At 65.5% G+C, this 22,707-nt stretch carries 23 protein-coding genes; 8 read left to right on the top strand and 15 right to left on the bottom strand.

The genetic code is table 11. From position 1 onward, the window contains the following. Nucleotides 1-79: 79 nt before the first annotated feature. From MP11Mi_RS02185 to MP11Mi_RS02140, 10 genes are all read right to left on the bottom strand, one after another. On the bottom strand, nt 80-685 hold the full coding sequence (locus MP11Mi_RS02185) for a DUF998 domain-containing protein (RefSeq protein WP_420040689.1): 606 nt from the start codon (nt 683-685) through the stop codon (nt 80-82). Further along, nucleotides 682-1,110 carry a MarR family winged helix-turn-helix transcriptional regulator gene (locus tag MP11Mi_RS02180; protein ID WP_420040688.1) on the bottom strand — a complete coding sequence of 143 codons (429 nt, stop codon included), beginning with the start codon at nt 1,108-1,110 and terminating at the stop codon, nt 682-684. Before MP11Mi_RS02180 ends, MP11Mi_RS02185 begins: the two co-directional genes overlap by 4 nt. 78 nt (nt 1,111-1,188) lie before the next feature. Continuing rightward, nucleotides 1,189-2,178 (bottom strand): glycine betaine ABC transporter substrate-binding protein, encoded by a 990-nt coding sequence (locus MP11Mi_RS02175; protein ID WP_420040687.1) that lies wholly within the window; start codon nt 2,176-2,178, stop codon nt 1,189-1,191. After that, entirely contained in the window at nt 2,175-2,915 is a 741-nt protein-coding gene (locus tag MP11Mi_RS02170; RefSeq protein ID WP_420041983.1) for an ABC transporter permease, read from the bottom strand. The genes MP11Mi_RS02175 and MP11Mi_RS02170 overlap by 4 nt, the downstream gene beginning before the upstream one ends. A gap of 83 nt (nt 2,916-2,998) precedes the next feature. Then, nucleotides 2,999-4,225, bottom strand: coding sequence for an ABC transporter ATP-binding protein (locus MP11Mi_RS02165; RefSeq protein ID WP_420040686.1), 1,227 nt, complete (start codon nt 4,223-4,225; stop codon nt 2,999-3,001). Beyond that, entirely contained in the window at nt 4,222-4,866 is a 645-nt protein-coding gene (locus MP11Mi_RS02160) for an ABC transporter permease (protein ID WP_420040685.1), read from the bottom strand. Before MP11Mi_RS02160 ends, MP11Mi_RS02165 begins: the two co-directional genes overlap by 4 nt. Before the next feature lie 181 nt (nt 4,867-5,047). Continuing rightward, nucleotides 5,048-6,319: a competence/damage-inducible protein A gene (locus tag MP11Mi_RS02155; RefSeq protein ID WP_420040684.1), complete on the bottom strand. Its 1,272-nt coding sequence runs from the start codon at nt 6,317-6,319 to the stop codon at nt 5,048-5,050. A gap of 54 nt (nt 6,320-6,373) precedes the next feature. Continuing rightward, nucleotides 6,374-7,009 (bottom strand): MspA family porin, encoded by a 636-nt coding sequence (locus tag MP11Mi_RS02150; protein WP_420040683.1) that lies wholly within the window; start codon nt 7,007-7,009, stop codon nt 6,374-6,376. Nucleotides 7,010-7,046: 37 nt separating this feature from the next. After that, nucleotides 7,047-7,679 (bottom strand): MspA family porin, encoded by a 633-nt coding sequence (locus tag MP11Mi_RS02145; RefSeq protein ID WP_420040682.1) that lies wholly within the window; start codon nt 7,677-7,679, stop codon nt 7,047-7,049. Between the two features lie 335 nt (nt 7,680-8,014). After that, complete coding sequence (locus MP11Mi_RS02140) at nt 8,015-9,238, bottom strand: acetyl-CoA C-acetyltransferase (RefSeq protein ID WP_420040681.1); 1,224 nt, start codon at nt 9,236-9,238, stop codon at nt 8,015-8,017. A gap of 97 nt (nt 9,239-9,335) precedes the next feature. On the opposite strand from MP11Mi_RS02140, the gene MP11Mi_RS02135 reads away from it, so the two are divergent. Further along, nucleotides 9,336-10,745 carry a cystathionine beta-synthase gene (locus MP11Mi_RS02135; protein WP_420040680.1) on the top strand — a complete coding sequence of 470 codons (1,410 nt, stop codon included), beginning with the start codon at nt 9,336-9,338 and terminating at the stop codon, nt 10,743-10,745. Nucleotides 10,746-10,749: 4 nt separating this feature from the next. Then, complete coding sequence (locus MP11Mi_RS02130; RefSeq protein WP_420040679.1) at nt 10,750-11,907, top strand: cystathionine gamma-synthase; 1,158 nt, start codon at nt 10,750-10,752, stop codon at nt 11,905-11,907. A gap of 71 nt (nt 11,908-11,978) precedes the next feature. On the opposite strand, the gene MP11Mi_RS02125 is transcribed toward MP11Mi_RS02130, so the two are convergent. Both MP11Mi_RS02125 and MP11Mi_RS02120 read right to left on the bottom strand, forming a co-directional pair. Then, nucleotides 11,979-12,698 (bottom strand): endonuclease domain-containing protein, encoded by a 720-nt coding sequence (locus MP11Mi_RS02125; RefSeq protein ID WP_420040678.1) that lies wholly within the window; start codon nt 12,696-12,698, stop codon nt 11,979-11,981. Between the two features lie 332 nt (nt 12,699-13,030). Further along, on the bottom strand, nt 13,031-13,528 hold the full coding sequence (locus tag MP11Mi_RS02120; RefSeq protein WP_420040677.1) for an SRPBCC family protein: 498 nt from the start codon (nt 13,526-13,528) through the stop codon (nt 13,031-13,033). A 272-nt stretch (nt 13,529-13,800) separates the two neighbouring features. Here MP11Mi_RS02120 and MP11Mi_RS02115 point away from each other — a divergent pair, with 272 nt between their 5' ends. Further along, nucleotides 13,801-14,163 carry a helix-turn-helix domain-containing protein gene (locus MP11Mi_RS02115; protein WP_420040676.1) on the top strand — a complete coding sequence of 121 codons (363 nt, stop codon included), beginning with the start codon at nt 13,801-13,803 and terminating at the stop codon, nt 14,161-14,163. Nucleotides 14,164-14,232: 69 nt separating this feature from the next. On the opposite strand, the gene greA is transcribed toward MP11Mi_RS02115, so the two are convergent. The 3 genes from greA to MP11Mi_RS02100 form a co-directional block, all read right to left on the bottom strand. Next, nucleotides 14,233-14,724, bottom strand: a complete 492-nt coding sequence (greA, locus tag MP11Mi_RS02110) for a transcription elongation factor GreA (RefSeq protein ID WP_420040675.1) — start codon at nt 14,722-14,724, stop codon at nt 14,233-14,235. A 97-nt stretch (nt 14,725-14,821) separates the two neighbouring features. Next, a complete protein-coding gene (locus tag MP11Mi_RS02105; RefSeq protein ID WP_420040674.1) occupies nt 14,822-15,571 on the bottom strand; it encodes a queuosine precursor transporter in 750 nt (249 codons plus the stop codon). Then, on the bottom strand, nt 15,568-16,026 hold the full coding sequence (locus MP11Mi_RS02100) for a DUF4307 domain-containing protein (RefSeq protein ID WP_420040673.1): 459 nt from the start codon (nt 16,024-16,026) through the stop codon (nt 15,568-15,570). The genes MP11Mi_RS02105 and MP11Mi_RS02100 overlap by 4 nt, the downstream gene beginning before the upstream one ends. Nucleotides 16,027-16,104: 78 nt before the next feature. Between MP11Mi_RS02100 and mca the strand changes: the two genes are divergently transcribed. The 5 genes from mca (at nt 16,105) to MP11Mi_RS02075 (ending at nt 22,674) form a co-directional block, all read left to right on the top strand. Further along, nucleotides 16,105-16,956 carry a mycothiol conjugate amidase Mca gene (gene mca, locus MP11Mi_RS02095; protein WP_420041982.1) on the top strand — a complete coding sequence of 284 codons (852 nt, stop codon included), beginning with the start codon at nt 16,105-16,107 and terminating at the stop codon, nt 16,954-16,956. Then, complete coding sequence (locus MP11Mi_RS02090; RefSeq protein ID WP_420040672.1) at nt 16,953-17,285, top strand: hypothetical protein; 333 nt, start codon at nt 16,953-16,955, stop codon at nt 17,283-17,285. Before mca ends, MP11Mi_RS02090 begins: the two co-directional genes overlap by 4 nt. A 106-nt stretch (nt 17,286-17,391) precedes the next feature. Next, nucleotides 17,392-19,386, top strand: a complete 1,995-nt coding sequence (locus MP11Mi_RS02085; RefSeq protein ID WP_420040671.1) for a thioredoxin domain-containing protein — start codon at nt 17,392-17,394, stop codon at nt 19,384-19,386. 88 nt (nt 19,387-19,474) lie between these two features. After that, complete coding sequence (locus MP11Mi_RS02080; RefSeq protein WP_420040670.1) at nt 19,475-21,271, top strand: FAD-binding dehydrogenase; 1,797 nt, start codon at nt 19,475-19,477, stop codon at nt 21,269-21,271. Nucleotides 21,272-21,579: 308 nt separating this feature from the next. Continuing rightward, the gene (locus MP11Mi_RS02075) at nt 21,580-22,674 is read left to right on the top strand and encodes a 3-deoxy-7-phosphoheptulonate synthase (protein WP_420040669.1); all 1,095 of its coding nucleotides are present in this window, start codon (nt 21,580-21,582) and stop codon (nt 22,672-22,674) included. The last annotated feature ends 33 nt before the right edge of the window (nt 22,675-22,707 follow it).

Below are 22,707 nucleotides of genomic sequence, written 5' to 3'. Positions count from 1 at the left end.
GAGCAAAGGCCCGGGCCACGGATCACACCGTGGACCGGGCCTTTCTCGTGCAATGACGATTGTCGTGCAGCGACTGTCGTCAAGCAACGGCGAGGGCGATCGCAGCGATGAGGAAGAACGTCGATATCGCCACAAGGAAGACGCGTTCGGCCGTCCCGAAGTATCGGCGACGGAGCTTTGGCGCTATGAGCGCGACGATGAGCGCGATCAACGATCCCAACGCCACCCAATGCAGCACTCGGCCGGTGGCGGCCAACGGGCCGCCGACGGCGTCGTTCATCCATTGGCTGAGGTCGCCGGTCAGGGAGTATGAGATGGCGAACCACGCGATGGCCAGTACGTAGTGCAGTCGTCCGATCGGCGTGACCGGTTGGCCTTCGACATCGGTCGGCGCGAATGGCAGCGCGACGAAGATCGCCGCGAGGATCACCAGCAGCACCACGATCTGGGTGCGTTCGGGCCAGCCGTCAAGGCGCCCGTACGCGGCTCCGGCGAGCGTCAACCAACTTGCCGCGGTCACGGTGGTCATTGCTGCCGACAGTCGTCGGGTGGGGCCCACCGCGTAGTCGCTGACGGCGTGTTCGACCGCGTTGTATGGGCTCGGCACCGCGTGCAGGGCGGCGAAGAGTAGGAGGCGTGCGACGCAGAGGGCGACGGACGCGACGGCCAGGGTGGTGATGATCATTCGCTGTCCTGGGGTTTCGGAGTGCGTACGGTGTCGTGGAGCGCTCGGATGGTGGCGGCTAGGGTCGCGGTGTCGATTCCCGCTGCCGCCGCACTGGTCTCGAGCGACGTGCCGAGCAGCCGCTCGCAGCGGGCACGTACGTCGACACCCTTCGTCGTGGCTTGCCACCGTCGGACGCGGCCGCTGCCCGGTTGGTCGAGTTCGTCGATCAGCCCGGCGTCATGCAGTTTGCGCACGATTCCGCTGGCGGCGGCATCGCTGACGCCGAGCGCTCGGGACAGCTCGCGGCCGCTGACTCCGGGGTGCTCGTCGATGATGATGAGCGCGACGTACCGGTGGTAGCCGAGACTCTCCACGCGCAGCTTCTCGTCGGCTTGTCGGTCCAGAGTGCGGACCAGGTCGTGTAGTTCGTAAGCGAGATCCACCCGAGTGATTTAACTAGTTAAATCACTCGGGTGTCAAGCGTCGCCGACGCTGTTCTCGTGTCAGAGCCGAACCCCGCGTCAGTTCGGGACTATCAACTTCTCGCCGACCAGCCAATCGAAGGCGACGTCGGCCGGGTCTTCACCTTCGATGTCGACGCGTCCGTTGAGGTCCCGCATGACATCATCGTTCAACTTCGCCGAGACCGTCTCCATCAGATTCGCGATCTCCGGGTAATCGTCGAGAACCGGTTTGCGGACCACGACACTTCCGCTGTACGGCAGGAAGTACTTGCGGTCGTCGTCGAGCACCTTGAGATCGAGATTCGGTATCCGGCCATCGGTGGAGAACACCATGCCGAAGTTGCACGGCGATCCCTTCGCGGTGGCCGTGTAGATTACGCCGGAGTCCATGCGGGTCACGTTCTGCTGCGGCACCCCCTGCGCGGTGTCGAACGGGATGCCGTAGGCCTTCAGCATGGGTAGGAATCCGTCGGACCGACTGAAGAACTCGTCATCGATGCAGAAGGTGCGTTCGCCGACGGGCAGCTTCGCCACATCGGAGAGCGTCGAGACGCCGAGGCGTCGTGCGGTGTCCTGGGACGCCGCGAACGCGTACGTGTTGTTCAACGACGACGGCGGCAGCCAGACCAGGTCGTTCTCGGCCGACTCGACGTCACGGACCTTGGTCCACAGTTCGTGCGGGTCGCTGATCGATTCGGTGCGCTCGTGATACACGACCCAGCCGGTGCCGGTGTACTCCCACTGCAGGTCGGTTTCACCGCGGAGTTGGGCCTGCCGCGACGATGCGGCGCCGGGCGCGCCAGTCATGTCTTTGACGTCGGCGCCCGCCGCCGCCAGATAGGTGGCGGCGATCTTACCGAGAACGACCTGCTCGGTGAATGCCTTGGACGTGACCGTGATGTCGGCGCCCCGCAACGGCTCGGCGTCGTCGGGCAGGTGCGCGCTGCGCAGAGTTCCGGACGAGCTGATCAGCCCGCAGCCCGGCAACGCGGCCGTCGCGAGCACGATGAGAAGCACCACCAGACGTCGTCTCGCTGTGCGGGTCATCGCATTCCCTTCGGAGTGGCGAAGTATTCGACCATCCGGCCGATCCAGTCGACGATGAGCGCGAGCAGTGCGACGAGCACAGCTCCCGCTATCAATACTTTGGGTAGAAAGACAGTGATTCCGGTGGTGATCAGCGTCCCCAAGCTGGTGGCGCCGATGAATGTGCTCAGCGTCGCGGTGCCGACGAGGATGACCAGTGCCGTCCGCACGCCGTTGAGGATCACCGGGACGGCCAGTGGCAACTCCACTTGGAACAGGGTGCGGCGGGCCGAGTACCCGATACCGCGTGACGCCTCAATGACTCGTTGGTCTACCTGGCGCAGGCCGGCGATGGTGTTCTGCAGAATCGGGAGGACCGCGTAGACGATCAACCCGAGCACCGCGGTGCGAAAGCCGGTACCTAGCGCGAAAGTGAGCAGGACGAGTAGGCCGACCGCGGGTGCGGCTTGTCCGATGTTGCCCAAGCCGACCGCGATGGGCGCGAACCGCTTCATCGACGGTCGGGTCAGAATGATGCCGAGTGGAATGGCGATCGCCAGCACGACGACGGCGGCCGCCGCCGTGAGCTTGATGTGGGCGATGATCGTGTCGACCAACACCGACGAGTTGAGCTGTGCCAATTCGTTCGCGGTGAAGTCGGTGAGTGCATGCCACGTGATGAAACCGACGCCGACTACGACGATGACGAGAGGCTCGAGCCAGACGTCCACCGGGAGGCGGCGCGTCGACGCCCATATCGATGCCGCCCGAGTCGGTGATGCGCTCGACGCCGGTGCGTCGGCCTCGCCGGCTTCGCCGATCACGTCACCCGTCTGCGAACTCACGACGCACCGCTCCCCGGTTCGGTGGCGGGCAGGCCGTTCTCCGCCTCGGCGAACTCGATGTAGCCGATCTCGTCTGGTTGTGCTTCGTCGAGCTGGCCGCGGATGATGTCGATGACGCGGCCGATTCGGAGCCACCCGAGGAGACCGCCGTCGCCGTCGGTGACCAACGCACCGCCCTGACTCGCGGCGAGCATAACGTCGAGCGCGTCCTGAAGGGTCGACGACGGAGCCACCGTGGGAAGCCTGGCGTCGACGTATCCGGACACTCTCGGTACCGACGCCACCTCATCAAGGGACGGCCAAGCGCGGGGGCGTCGTCGGTCGTCGACCACTACGACCCAGCTGTTCTTGGCGGCTCGCGCGCGCTCGACGACTTCGTCCGACAGTTCGTCCACTGTCGCCGTCGTCACCGCATCCAACTCGACGTCCTTGACCCGGGTCAACGACAGCTGCGCGAGGGTCGCGCCCGAGCCGATGAACTCGCGGACGAATTCGTTCGCCGGGTTCGCCAAGATCTCGGCGGGAGTCCCGTACTGCTCGATGCGTCCGCCCCGGGAGAAGATCACGACTTTGTCGCCGAGCTTGGTCGCCTCCTCGAAATCGTGGGTGACGATGACGATCGTCTTACCGACCTTCTTCTGGATTTCGATCAGACTGTCTTGCAGGCGGACCCTCGTGATCGGGTCCACGGCGCTGAACGGCTCATCCATGAGGAGGACGGGCGGATCCGCGGCGAGCGCGCGTGCGACGCCGACACGCTGCTGCTGGCCGCCGGACATGTCCTTGGGGAGTCGTTTGCCGAATTCCGCGGGGTCGAGGCCGACCAGATGGAGCAGTTCTTCGGTGCGTTGTGCGATCGCCGACTTGTCCCATCCCAGAACCCGGGGAATCGCGCCGACGTTCCGCTCCACGGTCCAATGCGGAAACAGGCCGCCCGACTGGATCACGTACCCGATGGACTGCCTCAGTTCGTCGGGATTCTCGTGTGTCACATCACGATCGCCGATGTAGATGTGGCCGCTCGTCGGCTCGACGAGACGATTGATCATCTTGAGCGTCGTCGTCTTACCGCAGCCGGACGGCCCGACGAAGGCGACGATCTCGCCTGCGTTGATCTCCAGGTCGAGTCCGGCGACTGCTGGCTCGCCCTGCCGCTTGTACTGTTTGCGCACCTGTTCGAGTCGGATCGAGGATCCGGCGTTCTGGTTATCGGTGGTAGTCATTGGATTCCCCTCGGAATTGTCAGCCGTCCGAGCAGGACCAGCAATGCGTCGAAGATCAGAGCGATGATGACGATGAGGACGGTGCCGGTGAGCGTCATCTCCAGTGCGTTGGCGCCGCCGAGTCGTGCGAGTCCGTTGAAGATCAGCGAACCTAGCCCAGGGCCGAGGACATACGCCACGATCGCGGCGACGCCCACGATCATCTGCGTCGACACTCGAATGCCGGTGAGAATCACCGGCCAGGCGAGGGGCAGCTCGACGGTCAGCAGGATCCGCCGCCTGGAGAAGCCGATGCCTTGCGCCGCCTCGACCACGCCCGCCGGAACCGAGCGGAGCCCGACGATCGCATTGCCGACGACTGGCATCGCAGCGAAGAACGCCAACATGATGAACGACGGGACGACGCCAAGGCCGAACGGAATGATCAGGAGTGCCAGCAGGGCGAGCGTCGGGATGGTGAGTGCGATCCGGCTCGTGGTGATCGTCAGCGCCGAGCCGAGCGGCAGCCGGTATACGAGCAGCGCCACGACGATCGCGATGATCGTCCCGACGAGCACGGTCTGGAAAGCGAGCGACGCGTGCTGATACGACAAGAATGCGAGTGTCCCCTCGCGGCCCTGCAGGTAACCCCCAAGGTTCACGGCACGCGCCGTTCGGGTCTAGGTGGACGATCGACCGTCGGCGGATCGAGTCTGGCGGTCATCTGGCCCACTTCCCGTCGATTCGGATCTGGGTTCTCCGAACGTTTTTACGATTCTCACATGTTTACGGGGTCGGGCGCGGGCATCCCAGAGTTGGAATCACAGTGAGCAGAAGACGGCCTTATCCGAGCGCGTCGACGACGAGGTGGAGTGCAGCGGCGACGGACAGTTCACGGACCTGCTGCCGGTCGCCGGGGAACTGACGTGTGACGGCGAACGTGTCGCGTCCGGCTACCGCGACGCCGATCCAGACGGTGCCGACGGGTTTGCCCGGCACGGCGCCGCCCGGGCCTGCGATACCGGTGGTAGAGACGGCGACGTCGGCGTTCAGACGTGCGGCGACGCCGTCGGCCATCGCCACAGCCACCTGCTCACTGACCGCGCCGTGTTCGGCGATCGTGTCGGCCGGAACGTCGATCGCGCCGGTTTTGACGTCGTTCGAGTACGAGATCACACCGCCGAGCACGTACGTCGACGATCCGGGGCGGTCGGTGAGGCGAGCGGCGACGAGGCCGCCTGTGCATGATTCTGCCGTCACGATGGTGCGGCCCGCGAGTCGTTCGATGAGCAGGTCGTCGACGGCGCGCCCGTCGGTGGAGTAGATGCGGTCGCTGTGCCGGTCGAGAAGGAATGATGCGAGCGCGTCGTATGCAGGGGCGTCGCTCGCGGCGAACTGGGTGCTTATCTCAAGCTCGCCGCCGCGCATACATGTGGTGACCTCCAGTGAGTCGAACCCGGCGACGGACTTCTCCGCGTCCGCGAGCGACACGGCGAGGTCGGGTTCGGACAGGCCGTAGGCGCGGATCGTCTCGAGGATCGCGGGAACGCGATTGCGGAGTGCTTCGGAGACGGCGGTGGTGGCGAGCGCTGTCGGCCACATCGACTGAAGTTCGCGAGGGGGTCCGGGGAGAACCAATACGGCGGGTCGGCCGTCGGATGCGGGCACGGCGACGCCGGGGGCGGTACCCGTCGGCGGAATCGCTTCGGCGCCTTCAGGAACCAACGCCTGCTTCTCGATCGCGGCGACCGTTGAGGAGGGCAGCGTGTCGGCTTCGGGATACCTGCGCCAGGATCGGATCACCCCTTCGATCGTTTGTGCCATCGCCGCGTCCCGCGCCACCGGACGGGACGCGAACTCGGCGACTGTCGCGACGGTCAGGTCGTCGGCGGTCGGACCGAGTCCGCCGGTCGTCACGATCAGGTCGACACCTTGCGTCGCGAGGAAGTCCAGTTGTGCGCGTAGGTCGTCGGGTCGGTCGCCGCACACGGTCAGATGGGCGACGTCGACACCGAGTTCGAGGAGGCGCTGCGCCACCCATGGACCGTTCTTGTCGGCGATCCACCCGCTCAATACTTCTGTCCCAGTGACGACGATCCCCGCACGTGTACTCACGAATTCGAGAGTACGCGTGCGGGGATCGAGGTTCAGTCGTTGAGAACCGAGACGTCAGCCGATGCTGAACGGCTTGCCGTACAACGTCACGTTGCCCTTGAAGGTGTCGGTCTTGACCTGAACCTTCACGATGGCGCGAGCCGACGCGTAGCCCGCGCAGCCGTCGACGCCGAAACGCTCCTGGCTGTAGGCGAGGCCACCGCGGCCGTTGGAGAAGCTGATGGCATTGATGTCGGCGTCAGAGTCGGAGCCGGCGACGTTGATGAGCGGCTTGAAGGCCGATTCGCCGGGGCCGAGCTCGAAATTGCCAGACGGTGTCACCTCTACCGAGGTAGTGTCGGCGGTGATATCACTGGTCTTAGCGCCAGCGCCCGCGCCGAAGGTCAGCTGGCAGCCGACCTGATAGCCGGCGGTGAGAGTCGCGCCCTTGACGTCGCCCTTCGTGGTGATCGCGATCTTGCCGGAGACCCAGGCTTCCCGGCTGGTCGGGACGTTGGTGACGGCCTTCGAGCGGGTCACCGACTCGTCGTAGAGGCGGATCTGGACGCTGTTGCCCTCGCCCAGGTTCTTGCTCTTGAAGCCGCCGGGCAGCTTGCCCGCGTCGGCGGTGCCCGCGACGGTCCCCGACGCGGCGATGAGTGCGGCGCCCACGATGGCGGCGCCTGCGACGATGCGAGAGTTCTTCTTCATATCAGTTCAAGTCCTTGTTCAGTCAGTCGTCGGGAGGTCAGTTGAGGCTGAACGGCTTGCCGTACAGGGTGGACTGCACGTATCCGCTGTCCGCGGAGATTGCGTCGTCCTCGTTCGAGAAGCCGTCGGCGGCCAGGACCTGGACCACCGACCGCGCCGATGCGTAGCCACCGCACTGCTCCACCGTGATGTTGAGCGAATCGACCATTACGGTGCCCTTGCCCTTCTTGAGCGACAAGTTGTCGCCGGACAGGAATTTGACCTGGCCCGGCTCCAGCGGCACTGTGAGTGATCCGCTCAGCGTCGGCCCGGTGGCCGAAAGGCTGCCGGAGAGCCCGCCGGAGAGTCCAGTGATGTTGACCTGGCAGCCGACGAGGTAGCCGACTTTCATCGAACCGGTGCCCTTGCTGAGCGTGGCCTTGTAAGTGCCGGAGACGGCGGCCGAGCGGCCTGCACCGTTGTTGGCGACCGAGTGGAGCGCACGTGCGCTCTCACCGGAGCGGCTGATCTTGACCACCTGGCCGTCGATGCCGGTGGAAGTCTTGCTGCCGCTGGGGAGGCGCGCCGCATCGGCGTCGCCCGCATTGATCATCAGACCGGCGGCGCCGACTGCTGACACAGCGGCAACCGCTGCGGCGCGACGCGCGATTGTTGTGGCCTTCTTGCTCATTCAGGTCTCCTACAGAGTGCGGGGAGGGTCGGACGTTCAGTTGGTTTCCCGGGGGAACTGTAACGGAAGGCAACCCTCAGCGCGAAGGTAAAATTCATGCGAATTCGTATATAAGCTGATGGATTCCTCAGAATTGGCACAGATTTAACTTTGCGTTAGCGTCCGTTGATCGGACGATAATCGTTTATGCACCGTTTTGACGCTTTGCGTTCAATTCTGGTAACGCGCGATCGCAGATATGAACATCTTGTTTCGTTGCCCCACAAGGCGACCCGAACGACGAAAAGGGCGGACCCGGTACACCGGGTCCGCCCTTGCTCGACGCGTCAGATCAGTTAGTTGAGGCGCTCGATGATCATCGCCATACCCTGGCCGCCGCCGACACACATCGTCTCCAGACCGAACTGGCCGTCGTACGTGTTCAGGTTGTTCAGCAGAGTGGTGGTGATGCGGGCGCCAGTCATACCGAACGGGTGACCGAGCGCAATTGCGCCGCCCGACACATTCAGCTTGTCGTGATCGATGCCCAGTTCGGCCGCAGAACTGAGGACCTGCACGGCGAACGCTTCGTTGATCTCGGTCAGGTCGATGTCGCTGATCGACATGCCAGCCACACGCAGCACCTTGCGGACCGCTTCGATGGGGCCCAGACCCATGATCTCCGGGCTCAGGCCCGTCGCAGCAGTCGCGACGACACGGGCGAGCGGCTTGAGGCCGAGCTCCTTAGCCTTTGTGTCGCTCATGACGACGAGGGCGGCAGCCCCGTCGTTCAACGGGCAGGCGTTGCCGGCGGTGATCGTGCCGTCCGGACGGAACACCGGCTTCAGCTGTGAGATCTTCTCGTAGTTGGTGCCTGCGCGCGGGCCGTCGTCCGTCGACACCTGGGTGCCGTCGGCGAGCGTCACCGGATCGATCTCGCGGGCGAAGAAGCCGTCGTTGATGGCCTTCTCCGTACGGTTCTGCGACAGAACACCCCAACGATCCTGGTCTTCACGCGAGATGCCCGTGTAGCTGGCAACGTTCTCGGCCGTCTGGCCCATCGCGATGTAGACGTCCGGAATCAGGCCGTCCTCGCGGGGATCGTGCCACGCGCCCGCGCCACCCTCTGCCGTCTTCGCGGTACGCGCCTCCGCGTCCGCGAACAGCGGGTTCTTCGAGTTCGGCGCGCCGTCGGCCGCACCCGAAACCCCGAAACTGGAGACGCTCTCGACACCGCCGGAGATGAAGACGTCGCCCTCGCCCGCCTTGATGGCATGCAGCGCCATACGAGTCGTCTGCAGCGACGACGAGCAGTAACGATTCACGGTGACACCCGGAATGTGGTCGTATCCGAGCTGTACGGCGACGCTACGGGCGATGTTGTAGCCGCCCTGACCGCCCGGCTGGCCGATGCCGAGGTGCAGATCCTCGATGAGCGATGGGTCGAGCTCAGGGACCTTGGCGAGGGCGGCCGCAATCATCTGGCGAGCCAATTCGTCGGGGCGAACGTCCTTCAACGATCCCTTGCCTGCGCGGCCGATCGGGGAGCGGGCTGTTGCAACAATCACTGCTTCTGTCATGCGCGTCACGGTACCCCTGTTACAAGAACTCGTGTTCTGTTCAGTCCATCGGCGGGGTGCTCAGGCCCGAATGCCGCGAAGGTGCGAACATGGAAGCATGCGCATCGCGAATCACGTCGTCGACCTGGTCGGAAACACTCCGCTCGTGAAGCTCAACTCGGTTGTGAAGCCGGGCGCGGGCCTCGTCGCAGCGAAAGTCGAGTACCTCAACCCCGGTGGCAGTTCCAAAGACCGCATCGCCACCCGGATGATCGATGCAGCGGAGGCGTCCGGTGAACTGAAGCCGGGCGGCACCATCGTCGAACCGACGTCGGGAAACACCGGTGTCGGACTGGCGCTCGTCGCCCAGCAGCGCGGCTACAAGTGCGTGTTCGTGTGCCCCGACAAGGTCGCCGAAGACAAGCGGAACGTGCTGCGCGCGTACGGCGCCGAGGTAGTCGTGTGCCCGACGGCCGTCCCGCCGGAGCACCCCGACAGTTACTACAACGTGTCCGACCGCTTGACTCGCGAGATCCCGGGCGCCTGGAAGCCCAACCAGTACGCGAACCCCGCCGGGCCGCGTTCGCATTATGAGACGACCGGCCCCGAGATCTGGCGCGACACCGAAGGCAAGGTGACGCACTTCGTCGCAGGTGTCGGGACTGGCGGCACCATCACCGGCACCGGCCGCTACCTGAAGGAAGTCTCCGACGGCGCGGTGAAGGTTGTCGGCGTCGACCCCGAAGGGTCCGTCTACTCCGGTGGCTCGGGCCGGCCGTACCTCGTCGAAGGTGTCGGCGAAGACTTCTGGCCGGACGCCTACGACCCGACGATCCCCGACGAGATCATCGCCGTCAGCGACTCCGACTCCTTCGAGATGACCCGTCGTCTCGCCCGCGACGAAGGCCTGCTCGTCGGCGGATCGTGCGGCATGGCCGTCGTCGCCGCCCTCGAAATCGCCGAACGTGAGGGGCCGGACGCCGTCGTCGTCGTCCTGCTCCCCGACGGTGGTCGCGGCTACATGTCGAAGATCTTCAACGACGAGTGGATGAGCAGCTACGGCTTCCTGCAGACCCCGCTCGGCGGAACCGCAGTACCCGAGTCGACTGTCGGCAGCCTGCTGCGCGACAAGGCCGGCTCACTTCCCGACCTCGTCCACACTCACCCGCAGGAGACGTTGCGCGACGCCATCGAGATCCTCCGCGAATATGGGGTGTCGCAGATGCCCGTCGTCGGAGCCGAACCGCCGATCATGGCGGGCGAGATCAACGGGGCTGTCAACGAACGCGACCTGCTGTCGGCCGTGTTCGAAGGACGCGCCAGCCTCGCGGACCCGGTGTCGGCCCACATGGGTGAGGCGTTCCCGCTGATTGGCGCGGGCGAGCCGGTCGCGGCCGCGATGCGCGCGCTCGGCGAATCGGACGCGTTGATGGTCGTCGAGGAGGGCAAGCCTGTCGGCGTCATCACCCGCCATGATCTGCTCGCGTTCGCGAGCACCCACCCGATCCCCGCGCAGAAGGAAGGCTGATCACATGACCGACGCGGACGACTCCACTAAGGGCTTCTCCACGAAGGCGATCCACGCAGGCTGGGATCCGGATCCGCAGACGGGCGCCGTCAACGTGCCGATCTTCGCGAGTTCGACGTTCGCGCAAGACGGTGTCGGCGGCATGCGCGATGGGTTCGAGTATGCGCGCACCGGCAACCCGACACGTCGGGCGCTCGAAGCGAATATGGCGGCGATCGAGGGCGGCACGTACGGGCGCGGATTCTCGTCCGGCATGGCCGCCACCGACGCGATGCTGCGGGCCGGGCTTCGACCCGGCGACCACATCGTGATCCCGAACGACGCGTACGGCGGGACGTTCCGGCTCATCGACAAGGTGTTCACCCAATGGGGGATCTCCTATTCGGTGGCACCGGTCGTCGACCCGGACGCTGTCGCCGCCGCGATGACCCCGAAGACCAAGCTTGTCTGGATCGAGACGCCGACCAACCCGCTGCTCAACGTCGGCGACATCGCGAAACTGGCCGACGTCGCGCACGCGGGCGGCGCGCGCCTGGTGGTCGACAACACGTTCGCAACGCCGTACTTGCAGCAGCCGCTGGGGTTGGGCGCCGACGTCGTTCTGCATTCGACGACCAAATACTTGGGCGGCCACTCCGACGTCGTCGGCGGCGCGATCGTCACCAACGACGAGCAGACCGACGCCGATATCGCGTTCCTGCAGAACGGTTCTGGCGGGGTGCCCGGACCGTTCGATGCCTATTTGACGTTGCGCGGCATCAAGACACTGTCGGTGCGTATGGACCGTCACTGTGACAACGCCGAGAAGCTCGCGGAGTTCTTCTCCACGCATGACGCCATCGAGACGGTCCTGTACCCGGGGCTCGACGGGCATCCCGGCCACGCGGCGGCGGCCACGCAAATGCGTCGGTTCGGCGGCATGATCTCCGTCCAGCTCGCTGGCGGTCGCCAGGCGGCGCTCGATTTCTGCGCGAAGACCAAGGTCTTCACGCTCGCCGAATCCCTCGGCGGCATCGAATCGCTCATCGAGCATCCCGGTGCGATGACTCACGCATCCACTGCGGGTTCACTTCTCGAAGTCCCAGACAACCTCGTCCGTCTCTCCGTCGGCATCGAGGACGTCGAGGACCTCGTCGCGGACGTCGACCAGGCGCTGCGCTGACGATTTCGTGACGTGTTTGCACTTCGGCACTTTTTATCGGCGTCACGCCGATAAAAAGTGCCGAAGTTGTTTCAGGCCACGCTCTGGCGGAGGTCGATCGCTTCGGTGAGTTCGCGAAGCACGTCGTCGGGGGAGAATTCGAGTCGTTCCCACGTGAAGATCAGGGGTAGCCAACCAGCTTTGCTGAGCATGTTCGTGGTCTGCTGGTCGCGCTCCCAGCGGGTGTGGTCGTGATGGAAGGCCCAGCCGTGCATTTCGACGGCGATCTGTAGTTCGGGCCAGACGAAGTCGAGGCGGCGGTCGCCGAACCAGACCTGCTGGCGCCAGCCGGTGATCTTGTGCCGGTGAAGGAAGCGGACGAACTTTCGTTCTAACTCCGATTCGGACAGGTCTTCGGCCGAGGACAGGAGTTTGCGTGCCTTCGCCATCCCGTACGCGCCGCAGTTACGGTCGAGCGCGGCGCGCAACTGTGTCAGGGTCACTCTCCTCGTCTGCAGCGCACGGTCCATGATGGCGATACCGTCGTCGAGGTCCGCGGCGGCCGCGAGCACCGTCAGCGGGAGAGCGGTGGTCTGAACGCCGCGCACGGTGGCGAGGTCTTCGGTGGGAAATGTGCGGCGCCGGACGGTCGTGTCGACGGTGCATCTCGCGCCGTGAGACGTGCGTGCGACCGATAAGGTGACCGGAGTCGGGAGATCGACGATGAGGCCGTGCAGCCACGCCGCCGATGCCCGGTCGATGACTCCACCATGTGCGAGTGCAGCGACGCGGATGAGCGCGATGTCGGACATGCGATGCTCAGCCGAGAGAAACGTCGAGTGTGCGTGCCGAACCCATAGTCCCGCACTGGATTTCCCGTATATCTCGTCGCGCGACATCCCGAGAGACGTCGCCTGATCTGTCGAGACCACGCCGTCGTGGTCCGCTAAGAACTCGGCGACTTTCACCGCCTTCGACCTTTGACGCCCCATACTCAGTCAGACGCAGCGGGTCGTGGAACGGTTCCGTACAGCCCTATCGGGCGTGTCGAACCATCCGTGATGGTAAGAGGCGAGATGGTATGCGTCGCCGCAGACAATCGGGCGCTGTCGTTCGAACCGACGACAGCGTCAACACCGCTCGATCAGAAGGCTGCGAAGTGCTTGATCGTGTCGGTCCGCACGGTTCCGAACGCGCCGTTGGCGATGGGCCCGGACAGCGCGGGCGGGAGGCCGACGCCCGCGAGTTCCATGGCGAACTTCCACACCAAGCGTGTGCCGTGGGCGGCGGGAGAGACCTCGGTGTACTCGCCGAACTTCCGCAAACCGGGGATGTTGGCACCGATGACGCGGAACCCGTGACGGTAGGTCGACGTCGACGAGTCTTCGTCCCAGATAAAGAATTCCTCGTCCATCTTGATGAAACCGGGGGAGAGGACCACCGAACGCGTAGTACCGACGTGGTGCGGTTGCGCCGACGTGAAAGTCACTGACGTGACCGCGCGACACCAGTCGAGCGTGTTCTGGCGGGTGAACTCCGCCCACGCGACCTCCGGAGCAACGGGCACCGTCACGTCGATCTCATAGCGCATAGGCGCTGCGTCATAGAAGGGCTCGTCGAAGGGCTCCAGATGGTATGCCATGCCGCGCAGTGTAACGCCCGCCGCACGATGGGTTCTCGCCGCGCTTCGGCCAGGGATGGAACCGAACAGCCGCCCGCTGCGTCTAAACGAGTAGAGACTCACCGGCGCGGGGGATCGGTCGGGGTGGGGCCGCGGACAATGGGGGATTCGCGGGTCCACCCCGACACGACTATCGCCACAATATTCGCGAATCGCTGAATCTCGTTCTGCGCCAACAAGATACACAACACGTTGTGCGGACAATGCGTTGTGTATCCGTCAGTGTTGAACAGGTGGACGAGACGCGCTGGGGTGCCCTGGAATGGGACACATACGCCGATGCGCTCGGGTATCGGCTGGTCGTGCTCCGCAAAGCGCGCGGGTACTCGCAAGAGGCACTCGCCGAACGATCCGGCATGCACCGCAACCAGATCTCCAACCTGGAACGCGGTACCAGCAATAGGGAACCACACGTGGCCGATCCGCTGCTTTCGACGGTCTACCGGCTGGCGGGTGCGCTCGACGTCCCGCCCGCCTACCTAATGCCCGACCTCCGCTCCCCGGTGGTTGCGAGGTCGTTCGAACAGTCCTCGAGTGCAGAACTGTCTGCCGTCGAAGCAGCTTTGCGGGATCTGCTCGACCGCAAGCTGCTCTAACGCGAACTCTCCGACAGAAACGAACAGCGGCACCGAACGTGATGTTCGGTGCCGCCGTTGTGGTCTCGATCAGGAGTGGTAGGGCTCCGCACTGACGAGCGTCACGTTGATCGTCGCTCCGCTCGGAACGGTGTAGTCGCGGGCCTCACCGACCTTGGCGTCGATGATCGCGGCACCGAGCGGTGAACTCGGCGAGTAGATCTCGAGATCGCTCGACGCGCCCTCTTCGCGAGTCGCGATGAGGAACGTCTCCTTGTCCGACTCGTCGCCGTCGAAGTACACGGTGACAACGGATCCGGGGAGGGCGACGCCCGACTCGGCGGGGGCCTCTCCGACCTTCGCGTTGTTCAGCAGGTCCTGCAGCTGGCGGATACGCGCCTCCTGCTGTCCCTGCTCCTCACGGGCCGCGTGGTAGCCGCCGTTCTCCTTGAGGTCGCCTTCTTCACGGCGCTCATTGATCTCGGCGGCAATGACTGGTCGATTCGCGATCAACGAATCCAGCTCACCCTTCAGGCGCTCGTACGACTCCGGCGTCAACCAGGTCACCCGAGTATCAGTCATTGTGGTCTCCTTTGCTGTCCGCGAATGGACTGCTCTAAATGCAGCAACACGACCCCTCGCGAGGTCGTGCACCGCCAAGCCTATCAGTTCGTGTGTTTTAAGGCACATACGATGTGCCGGCGTCCCCCGCGTCGAGCGCTTCCCGGTACGACGGTTCGGCTCGCTTCAGGTACGCCACGATAGCGTACGTAGCCGGCATGACCACAATCTCCACGAGCGTCTTCCACACGAAGCCGATCACCACATAGTTGATGAAGTCCGACCACGTGCTGATCCCGATCGCAGTCGCGGCGATCGAACAGAACACGAGTGTGTCGAAGAACTCGCCCACCACCGTCGACGAGATCAGGCGCGCCCACAGGTGGCGTTCCCCTGCGCGCTCCTTCATCTTGACCAGCACATACGAGTTCAACAGTTCGCCGACCACATAGCCTGCGAGACCCGCCGCCACGATCTGCGGCACCGACCCGAGAACAGTGTCGAACGACGACTGGGCGTCATAGAAGTCGGCGGGCGGAAGCTCAATCGCGATCCAGAAGCACAACGCTGCGAGGAGGATCACCACGAAGCCCGCGGCCACGGTACGGCGCATCGCGCGGAACCCGTACACCTCACTGATGACGTCGCCGATCACATAACTGAGCGGGAACAGGAAGAACGCACCGTCGGTGACCAGGCCATTCACATGGAGTGGGCCGAGATCGAACTGCAGCCAGTCGAACAAGACGACGGCCTTGGTGGCGGCGATATTGCTGATCAGCATCACGCCGACGAAGACCGCCGTCAGGATCGGGAAGTACGGGCTGGAGACGCGCGCGAATACGGCCCGCCCCGTGGTCACCGTCATGCCGCCGGTTTCAAGTACTGGGGAACGTCGGTGGTGCAGCCGAACACCTCGCCGATCACCGCAGGCGCCGAGGTTACGACCTCTGTGTTCGCCCCGACCTGGATCTGATCGCTCGCCGGGACCAACACCTCGCGTCGACCCACCTCGGAGCCGTCGTCCGCTCGGGCGCGGACGACACACGAGACGGCGTCCGCCGGGTCGTTGCGATTGACCGTGTACTGAACCGAGACGGTGTCCGATGACACGATTTCGAACGCCGTCGCGTCGCCGGAGACGTCGGGGTCGGCGAACTGCTTGTATCCGAAGAAGGCGATCGCCAGACCGATTACGACGACGCTTACGGACGCGACATAGAACCACCGTCGTCGGCTCGACGCCGTACGTTCGGTCGGATATGTCGCGCGGGGGCCGCTACGCGGTTCGGGGCCGATGCCGCCCCCGTCTGAACTGCTCACGTGTCAATACCTACCATGAGTAGTAACAGCGAGCGAAGGTGAGGAAGCGTGAGCGAACACGCGAACGGTCTGCGTCTCATGGCCGTACACGCACATCCCGACGACGAATCGAGCAAGGGCGCGGCGACCCTGGCGAAATACGTCGCAGAGGGTCACGACGTGATGGTGGTGACCCTCACCGGCGGTGAGCGCGGCGACGTGCTCAATCCGGCGATGGATCGACCGGGAGTCCTAGAGAACCTGCCGGAGGTCCGCCGCGACGAGATGGCGAAGGCCGCCGCCGCGCTCGGCGTACAGCATCACTGGCTCGGCTACATGGATTCGGGCCTGCCCGAAGGTGATCCGATGCCGCCGCTGCCCGACGATAGTTTCGCTCTGGTCCCGCTGGAGGAAGCGACGGGCAGGCTCGTCGAGGTGATCCGGTCGTTCAAACCGCACGTGATCATCACGTACGACGAGAACGGCGGATACCCGCACCCCGACCACATCAAGTGCCACGAGGTGTCGGTTGCGGCATTCGACGCAGCGGGTGACGCCGAGCAATATCCGGACGCGGGCGAACCGTGGACGCCGCTCAAGCTCTATTACACGCACGGCTTCATCCGGGCTCGGATCCTGCGGTTCTCCGACGCCTTCGAGAAGGAGGGCGCGGACAACCCGTTCGCCGAATGGCTGAGCAAATGGAAGACCGATCAGGGCGACCTGATGGCGCGCGTCACCACACAGGTCACGTGCGGTGACTACTTTCCGCAGCGCGACGACGCATTGCGGGCGCACGCCACCCAGGTCGATCCGAATGGCTTCTTCTTCGCGGTGCCGCTCGCCTGGCAGCAGGATCTGTGGCCGACGGAGGAGTTCGAGCTCGCGCAGACCCGCGTGAAGACGTCGATTCCGGAGTCGGACCTTCTCGCCGGAATCGAGAAGCCATGACGATCGCCGCGTGGGCCACGAACGCTGTGGTGCTGGCCGCCGACCAGGAGCCGAAAGGCCCCGAGTTCGGTAAGGCGTCGCCGCTCGGCCTGCTCATCATCATCCTGCTGCTCATCGCAGTCTTCCTTCTGATCCGATCGATGAACCGGCAGCTCAAGAAGCTGCCCGAGAGCTTCGATACCGAACACCCCGAACCCGATCAGGCGTTCGACGAGGGGACCGAGACCTCGGCAGCCGACGACCCCGTCGTTGATCCGGACACCGAACCCGGCGCGGAGCCGGGCGTCGGCGAGACCGCACCGGACGAAGGCCCGAGGGGCTCATCGTAAGACGGTGACGTCAGTTTCCCCGCTCAGGACCGGCAACCGTCTGGGGGCCGATGCCGGCGCGGTGCGGGGAAACTGAGGTCAGTGGGCGACATGGCACGCTGGAGATATGGCGAATCGTCTTCAGCAGAGCAACTCTCCGTATCTGCGCCAGCACGCGGACAACCCCGTCGACTGGCAGGAGTGGGGCGACGAGGCGTTCGCGCAGGCGCGCGAACGCGACGTCCCGATCCTGCTATCCGTCGGATACGCGGCGTGCCACTGGTGCCATGTGATGGCCCACGAGACGTTCGAGGACGCCGAGCTCGCCGCTCAGATGAACGCCGGCTTCGTGTGCGTGAAAGTCGATCGCGAGGAACGGCCCGACATCGACTCGATCTACATGGCAGCGACCGTCGCGATGACCGGTCAGGGCGGTTGGCCGATGACGTGCTTCCTCACACCCGACGGCGACCCGTTCTACTGCGGCACGTACTTCCCGCCGCGCTCGCGCAACGGGCAGCCCGGGTTCGCCGAACTGCTCGATGCAGTGTCGGGAACGTGGACGACGCGCCGTGACGAGGTCGACGTCGCGGCAGGCAAGATCACCGAGCATCTGCGGTCCAACACTCAGACGCTGCCAGCGGGGCCGCGGTTGGACGTGCAACTCCTCGCCGACGCGACGGCGGCGGTCCTCGCCGATGAGGACGCGGCGCACGCCGGTTTCGGTCGTGCACCGAAGTTCCCGCCGTCGGCACTGCTGGAAGGGTTGATCCGCGCCTACGAGTACCGCAGCGACGAGGCGGCCCTGCACGCCGCGTCCCGCACCCTGAACGCGATGGCGCGCGGTGGCATCTACGACCAGCTCGCGGGCGGGTTCGCCCGGTACGCCGTCGACGAAAAGTGGGTGGTCCCGCACTTCGAGAAGATGCTCTATGACAACGCACTCCTGCTGCGCGCGTACGCCCACCACGCGCGCAGCACCGGCGACGACCTGTCGCTGCGTGTCGCGGATGAGACGGTCGGCTTCCTCGACGAGTACCTGTGGACCGGGCGCGGATACGCGTCGTCGTTGGATGCCGATACCGAAGGCGTCGAAGGACTCACGTATGTGTGGCGGCGCGACGAATTCGATCAGGTTCTCGGCGAGGACGCGGCTTGGGCGGCCGAGCTTTTGAGCGTGACCGAGACCGGGACATTCGAGCACGGTTCGTCGACCCTGCAGCTGCTGCGTGACCCCGACGACGCCGCGCGATATGAGTCGGTGCGCACTCGGCTCTCCGCCGTCCGTGCGCTTCGCCCGCAGCCAGACCGCGACGACAAAGTCGTCACCGCGTGGAACGCGTTCGCGATCACTGCACTCGCCGAGGCCGGGGCGACGCTTGACCGGCCCGCGTGGGTCGACCGGGCGTGCCTGATCGCGGCTGAACTCCTCGACGTCCACCTCGTCGACGGTGACCTTCGTCGATCGTCGCTCGACGGCACCGTAGGCGCACCGTTCGGTGTGCTGGAGGACTATGCGGCACTGACCACCGCGCTCATCACCCTGCATGCGGCGACCGGCGACAAGCGCTGGCACAGTGCAGGACTGGAGATCCTCGACCGCGCGATCGACGTGTTCGCCGATCCTGACGACGCGGGGGCGTGGTTCGATGCGCATCCCGGCGGTCTGCTCCTGCGCCCACGCGACCCGGTGGACGGCGCGACACCGGCCGGTGCATCGTTGATGGCCGAGGCGCTCGTGGCCGCGACCGCGGTTGCCGACGTCGACGCGCAACAGCGGTATGCCGACCTCGCCGACGCGACCCTTGCCCGAGCCGGGATCATCCTCGCGAAAGCTCCGCGGTCGGCGGGGCACTGGCTGGCGGTCGCGCAGGCATACGTCGCAGGCCCGGTCCAGGTCGCGGTCGCGCAGGCTCCCGACAGCGACGGCGAGCTGGCTGTGCACTTACGTCAACAGGTGCCCGGCGGCGTCATAGTGATCGCGGGCGATCCGGATTCGGCTCCGCTCCTGGCCGATCGCGGTCCGGTCGCGACGGGCGGCCGACTCCGCGACGCCGCGTATGTGTGCCGCGGCCGCGTCTGCGATCTACCGGTTACGACGGCGGAGGCCGCGCGAATCTGAACCGATCCGACCGATTTGATGATCGACTGATCAACTCCTCGGCTACTGTGTCGGCGACACCCTTTCCGACGCACCCCTGGAGACGCCCGTGCCCGACGAACGCAACGCCGGACCTGACGGATTTCATCGACGAGACGTCCTGATCGGGGGAGGCGTCGCGGCAGCTGGCCTGCTCGCCGGGTCGCTCGCGGGGAGCGCAGGCGCCGCGCCCCGGCAGGACGCCGACGTCATCGTCGTCGGACACGGACTGGCGGGCCTCGTCGCCGCGACCGAACTCGCGGCCGCAGGCCGGACCGTGATCGTCGTCGACCAGGAGTCCCGGCAGAACCTCGGCGGCCAGGCGCACTGGTCGCTCGGCGGCCTGTTCTTCGTGAACTCGCCGGAACAGCGAATGTGGAATATCCACGACTCGGTGGAGCTCGCCAAGCAGGACTGGTTCGCGAGTGCGGGCTTCGACCGCGGCCCGCATGACAAACTCGGCGAAGACTATTGGGCACGACAGTGGGCCGAGCACTACCTGGACTTCGCGGCGGGGGAAAAGCGGAGCTGGCTCGAACGCAAAGGCGTGCACTGGGTCCCGGTGGTCGGCTGGGCCGAACGCGGCGGCACCTCGGCGAGCGGCCACGGCAACTCGGTTCCCCGCTTCCATATGACCCTCGGGACCGGCCCCGGTGTCGTCGAACCGTTCCGCAATGCCGCCCTCGACGCCGAACGCAGGCGTCGGATCACGTTCAAATTCCGGCACCGCGTCGACGAACTCGTCATGAGCGGCGACCGGATCACCGGGGTTCGCGGCAAACGACTTGTCGCGTCGACCAAACCGCGCGGTGTCGCCACATCCCGCAAGACCGTCGGCGACTTCGAACTGACCGCCCCGATCACGATTGTCGCGTCCGGCGGCATCGGCGCAAACCACGACCTCGTCCGGGCCAACTGGCCGTCTCGTCTCGGTCCCACGCCGAAGACCCTCATCACCGGGGTGCCAGCGCACGTCGACGGCCGAATGCTCGGCATCGCCGAAGACGCGGGGGCTCGCATAGTCAACCGCGACCGCATGTGGCACTACACCGAAGGGCTCCGCAACCACAGCCCCATCTGGCCCGACCACGGCATCCGCGTGCTCGCCGCGCCGTCGTCGATGTGGTTCGACGCCGAAGGCAACCGGTTCGACAGTCCGGCGATCCCGAGCTACGACACCATCAAGACGTTGGAGATGATCGGGAAGACCGGCTATGACTATTCGTGGTTCGTCCTCAACGAGCGCATCATCGCCAAAGAGTTCATCCTGTCCGGATCGGAGCAAAACCCCGAACTGACCCGCAAGGACCTCGCAGCCTATCTCGCCAACCGTGCGCTCGACGACGTGCCGAAACCGGTGCAGAAATTCATCGACAAGGGCGTCGATCTCGTTCATGCGCGCAGCGTCGACGATCTCGCCCGCAAAATGAATCGGCTCGCCCGCAACGACCTCATCGACGCCGGGAAGCTGCGCAAGCAGATCGTCGAGCGCGACCGCCAGATCGGCAACCCGTACACGAAGGACGCCCAAGTGATGGGTATCCACAATTCGCGCAACTACCTGGGCGACAACATCGTCCGCACTGTCGAACCGCACCGGATCCTCGACGGCGCAGCCGGTCCGCTGATCGCGATCCGCATGAACATCCTCACCCGCAAGACGCTCGGCGGCCTACAGACCAACCTCGCGGGCCAGGTGTTGAACGCGGGCGGCAAAGTGGTTCCCGGACTGTACGCGGCAGGCGAGGCGTCGGGTTTCGGCGGAGGCGGCGTCCACGGATACAACGCGCTCGAGGGGACGTTCCTCGGCGGCTGCCTGTTCTCCGGCCGCGTCGCAGGCCGAGCCGCTGGACGTGCGACGGCGTAGCGGTTCGTCGCCTGCGATCCAACAACAAGTCGGGTAGCGACAGCGACGCCCGCGTTCGACACGTCGTCGACCCGGTGCTACGGTCGACGGCGTGTCGATGACCTCGTATTGGCGTTTCTTTATCCAGGCTCCGGGTGAGCCTGCGATGAAGCGGTAATACGCGCGTCGAAGATCCCGGAGCCTGAAGCAGTGACCGAATCGGTCGCTGCTTCTGTCGTTTCCGGGACTATCTGCGCGACGTGGAGCGTTTCCGGAGGCGATACCGGACACCATTGCCCCCGCGACAAGCGCACGAAAGGCCCCAGCACGTGACCACCACGACCCCTGCAGCAACGACAAGCACCACCTCAGACCGCCGGGTGACAGCGTTCTCGCCGATTCCGTCGCCGGACTCGTTGCGCACCGAACTCCCGTTGACCGCGCGTCGCGCCGAGATCGTCGCCCGCGACCGTGACGAGATCGCCGCGATTCTCGCCGGACACGACGATCGACTGATCGTCGTCGTCGGACCGTGCTCGGTGCACGATCCGGACGCTGCGCTCGATTACGCGCGGCGCCTCGCGCCGCTGGCCGTCGAGTACGCCGACTCGCTGAAAATCGTGATGCGCGTGTACTTCGAGAAGCCCCGGACCACCGTCGGTTGGAAGGGGCTCATCAACGACCCGGGGATGGACGAGACGTACGACGTCGACCGCGGTCTGCACGTGGCCCGCCGACTTCTCCTCGACGTGATCGATCTCGGTCTGCCGGTCGGCTGCGAATTCCTGGAGCCGACCAGCCCGCAGTACATCGCCGACACCGTCGCGTGGGGTGCGATCGGCGCGCGCACCACCGAGTCGCAGGTGCACCGTCAGCTCGCGTCCGGGCTGTCGATGCCGATCGGATTCAAGAACGGAACTGACGGCAACGTGCAGGTCGCGATCGACGGCGCGCAGGCTGCCGCCGCCCCTCACGTGTTCTTCGGCGTCGACGACCAGGGCCGCGGCGCGGTCGTCCAGACGTCCGGCAATGAGGACTGCCACATCATTCTGCGTGGCGGCACGGCGGGCCCCAACTACGACGTCGACTCCGTTCTCGCGGCTGCGGACGCGTTGACGGCGGCAGGCCAGTCGCCGAAGGTGATGGTTGACTGCTCGCACGCCAACTCCGGCAAGGATCATGAGCGGCAGGCGGTCGTCGCCGTCGACGTCGCGCAGACGTTCGCCGCCCGTCGTGCTGCGGGCAAACCAGTCCGGCTGTCGGGCGTGATGCTGGAGAGTTTCATCGAACCCGGCAACCAGCCGGTCCCGAGTGACGCCGCAGGCCGCGCCGCCCTCGTCTACGGCAAGTCCGTGACCGACAAGTGCATGGGCTGGGACGCGAGCGTCGCGGTGCTCGCGGCCCTGGCGCGGGCCGGACGGTAGGTGTCCCGACGCCGCTCGATTCTCAGCGGTGCA

Source organism: Gordonia abscondita (assembly GCF_032711245.1).
GTDB lineage: Bacteria > Actinomycetota > Actinomycetes > Mycobacteriales > Mycobacteriaceae > Gordonia.
The sequence above is the reverse complement of the archived record's forward strand: the minus strand, read 5'-3'. Positions and strand labels throughout refer to the sequence as shown.

Bases quoted from the DNA above. Each gene is read 5' to 3' on its own strand.
- MP11Mi_RS02185 (WP_420040689.1), bottom strand. From the start codon at position 685: ATGATCATCACCACCCTGGCCGTCGCGTCCGTCGCCCTCTGCGTCGCA.
- MP11Mi_RS02175 (WP_420040687.1), bottom strand. From the start codon at position 2,178: ATGACCCGCACAGCGAGACGACGTCTGGTGGTGCTTCTCATCGTGCTC.
- MP11Mi_RS02165 (WP_420040686.1), bottom strand. From the start codon at position 4,225: ATGACTACCACCGATAACCAGAACGCCGGATCCTCGATCCGACTCGAA.
- MP11Mi_RS02150 (WP_420040683.1), bottom strand. From the start codon at position 7,009: ATGAAGAAGAACTCTCGCATCGTCGCAGGCGCCGCCATCGTGGGCGCC.
- MP11Mi_RS02145 (WP_420040682.1), bottom strand. From the start codon at position 7,679: ATGAGCAAGAAGGCCACAACAATCGCGCGTCGCGCCGCAGCGGTTGCC.
- MP11Mi_RS02140 (WP_420040681.1), bottom strand. From the start codon at position 9,238: ATGACAGAAGCAGTGATTGTTGCAACAGCCCGCTCCCCGATCGGCCGC.
- MP11Mi_RS02135 (WP_420040680.1), top strand. From the start codon at position 9,336: ATGCGCATCGCGAATCACGTCGTCGACCTGGTCGGAAACACTCCGCTC.
- MP11Mi_RS02130 (WP_420040679.1), top strand. From the start codon at position 10,750: ATGACCGACGCGGACGACTCCACTAAGGGCTTCTCCACGAAGGCGATC.
- MP11Mi_RS02125 (WP_420040678.1), bottom strand. From the start codon at position 12,698: ATGTCCGACATCGCGCTCATCCGCGTCGCTGCACTCGCACATGGTGGA.
- MP11Mi_RS02120 (WP_420040677.1), bottom strand. From the start codon at position 13,528: ATGGCATACCATCTGGAGCCCTTCGACGAGCCCTTCTATGACGCAGCG.
- greA (WP_420040675.1), bottom strand. From the start codon at position 14,724: ATGACTGATACTCGGGTGACCTGGTTGACGCCGGAGTCGTACGAGCGC.
- MP11Mi_RS02105 (WP_420040674.1), bottom strand. From the start codon at position 15,571: ATGACGGTGACCACGGGGCGGGCCGTATTCGCGCGCGTCTCCAGCCCG.
- mca (WP_420041982.1), top strand. From the start codon at position 16,105: ATGGCCGTACACGCACATCCCGACGACGAATCGAGCAAGGGCGCGGCG.
- MP11Mi_RS02090 (WP_420040672.1), top strand. From the start codon at position 16,953: ATGACGATCGCCGCGTGGGCCACGAACGCTGTGGTGCTGGCCGCCGAC.
- MP11Mi_RS02085 (WP_420040671.1), top strand. From the start codon at position 17,392: ATGGCGAATCGTCTTCAGCAGAGCAACTCTCCGTATCTGCGCCAGCAC.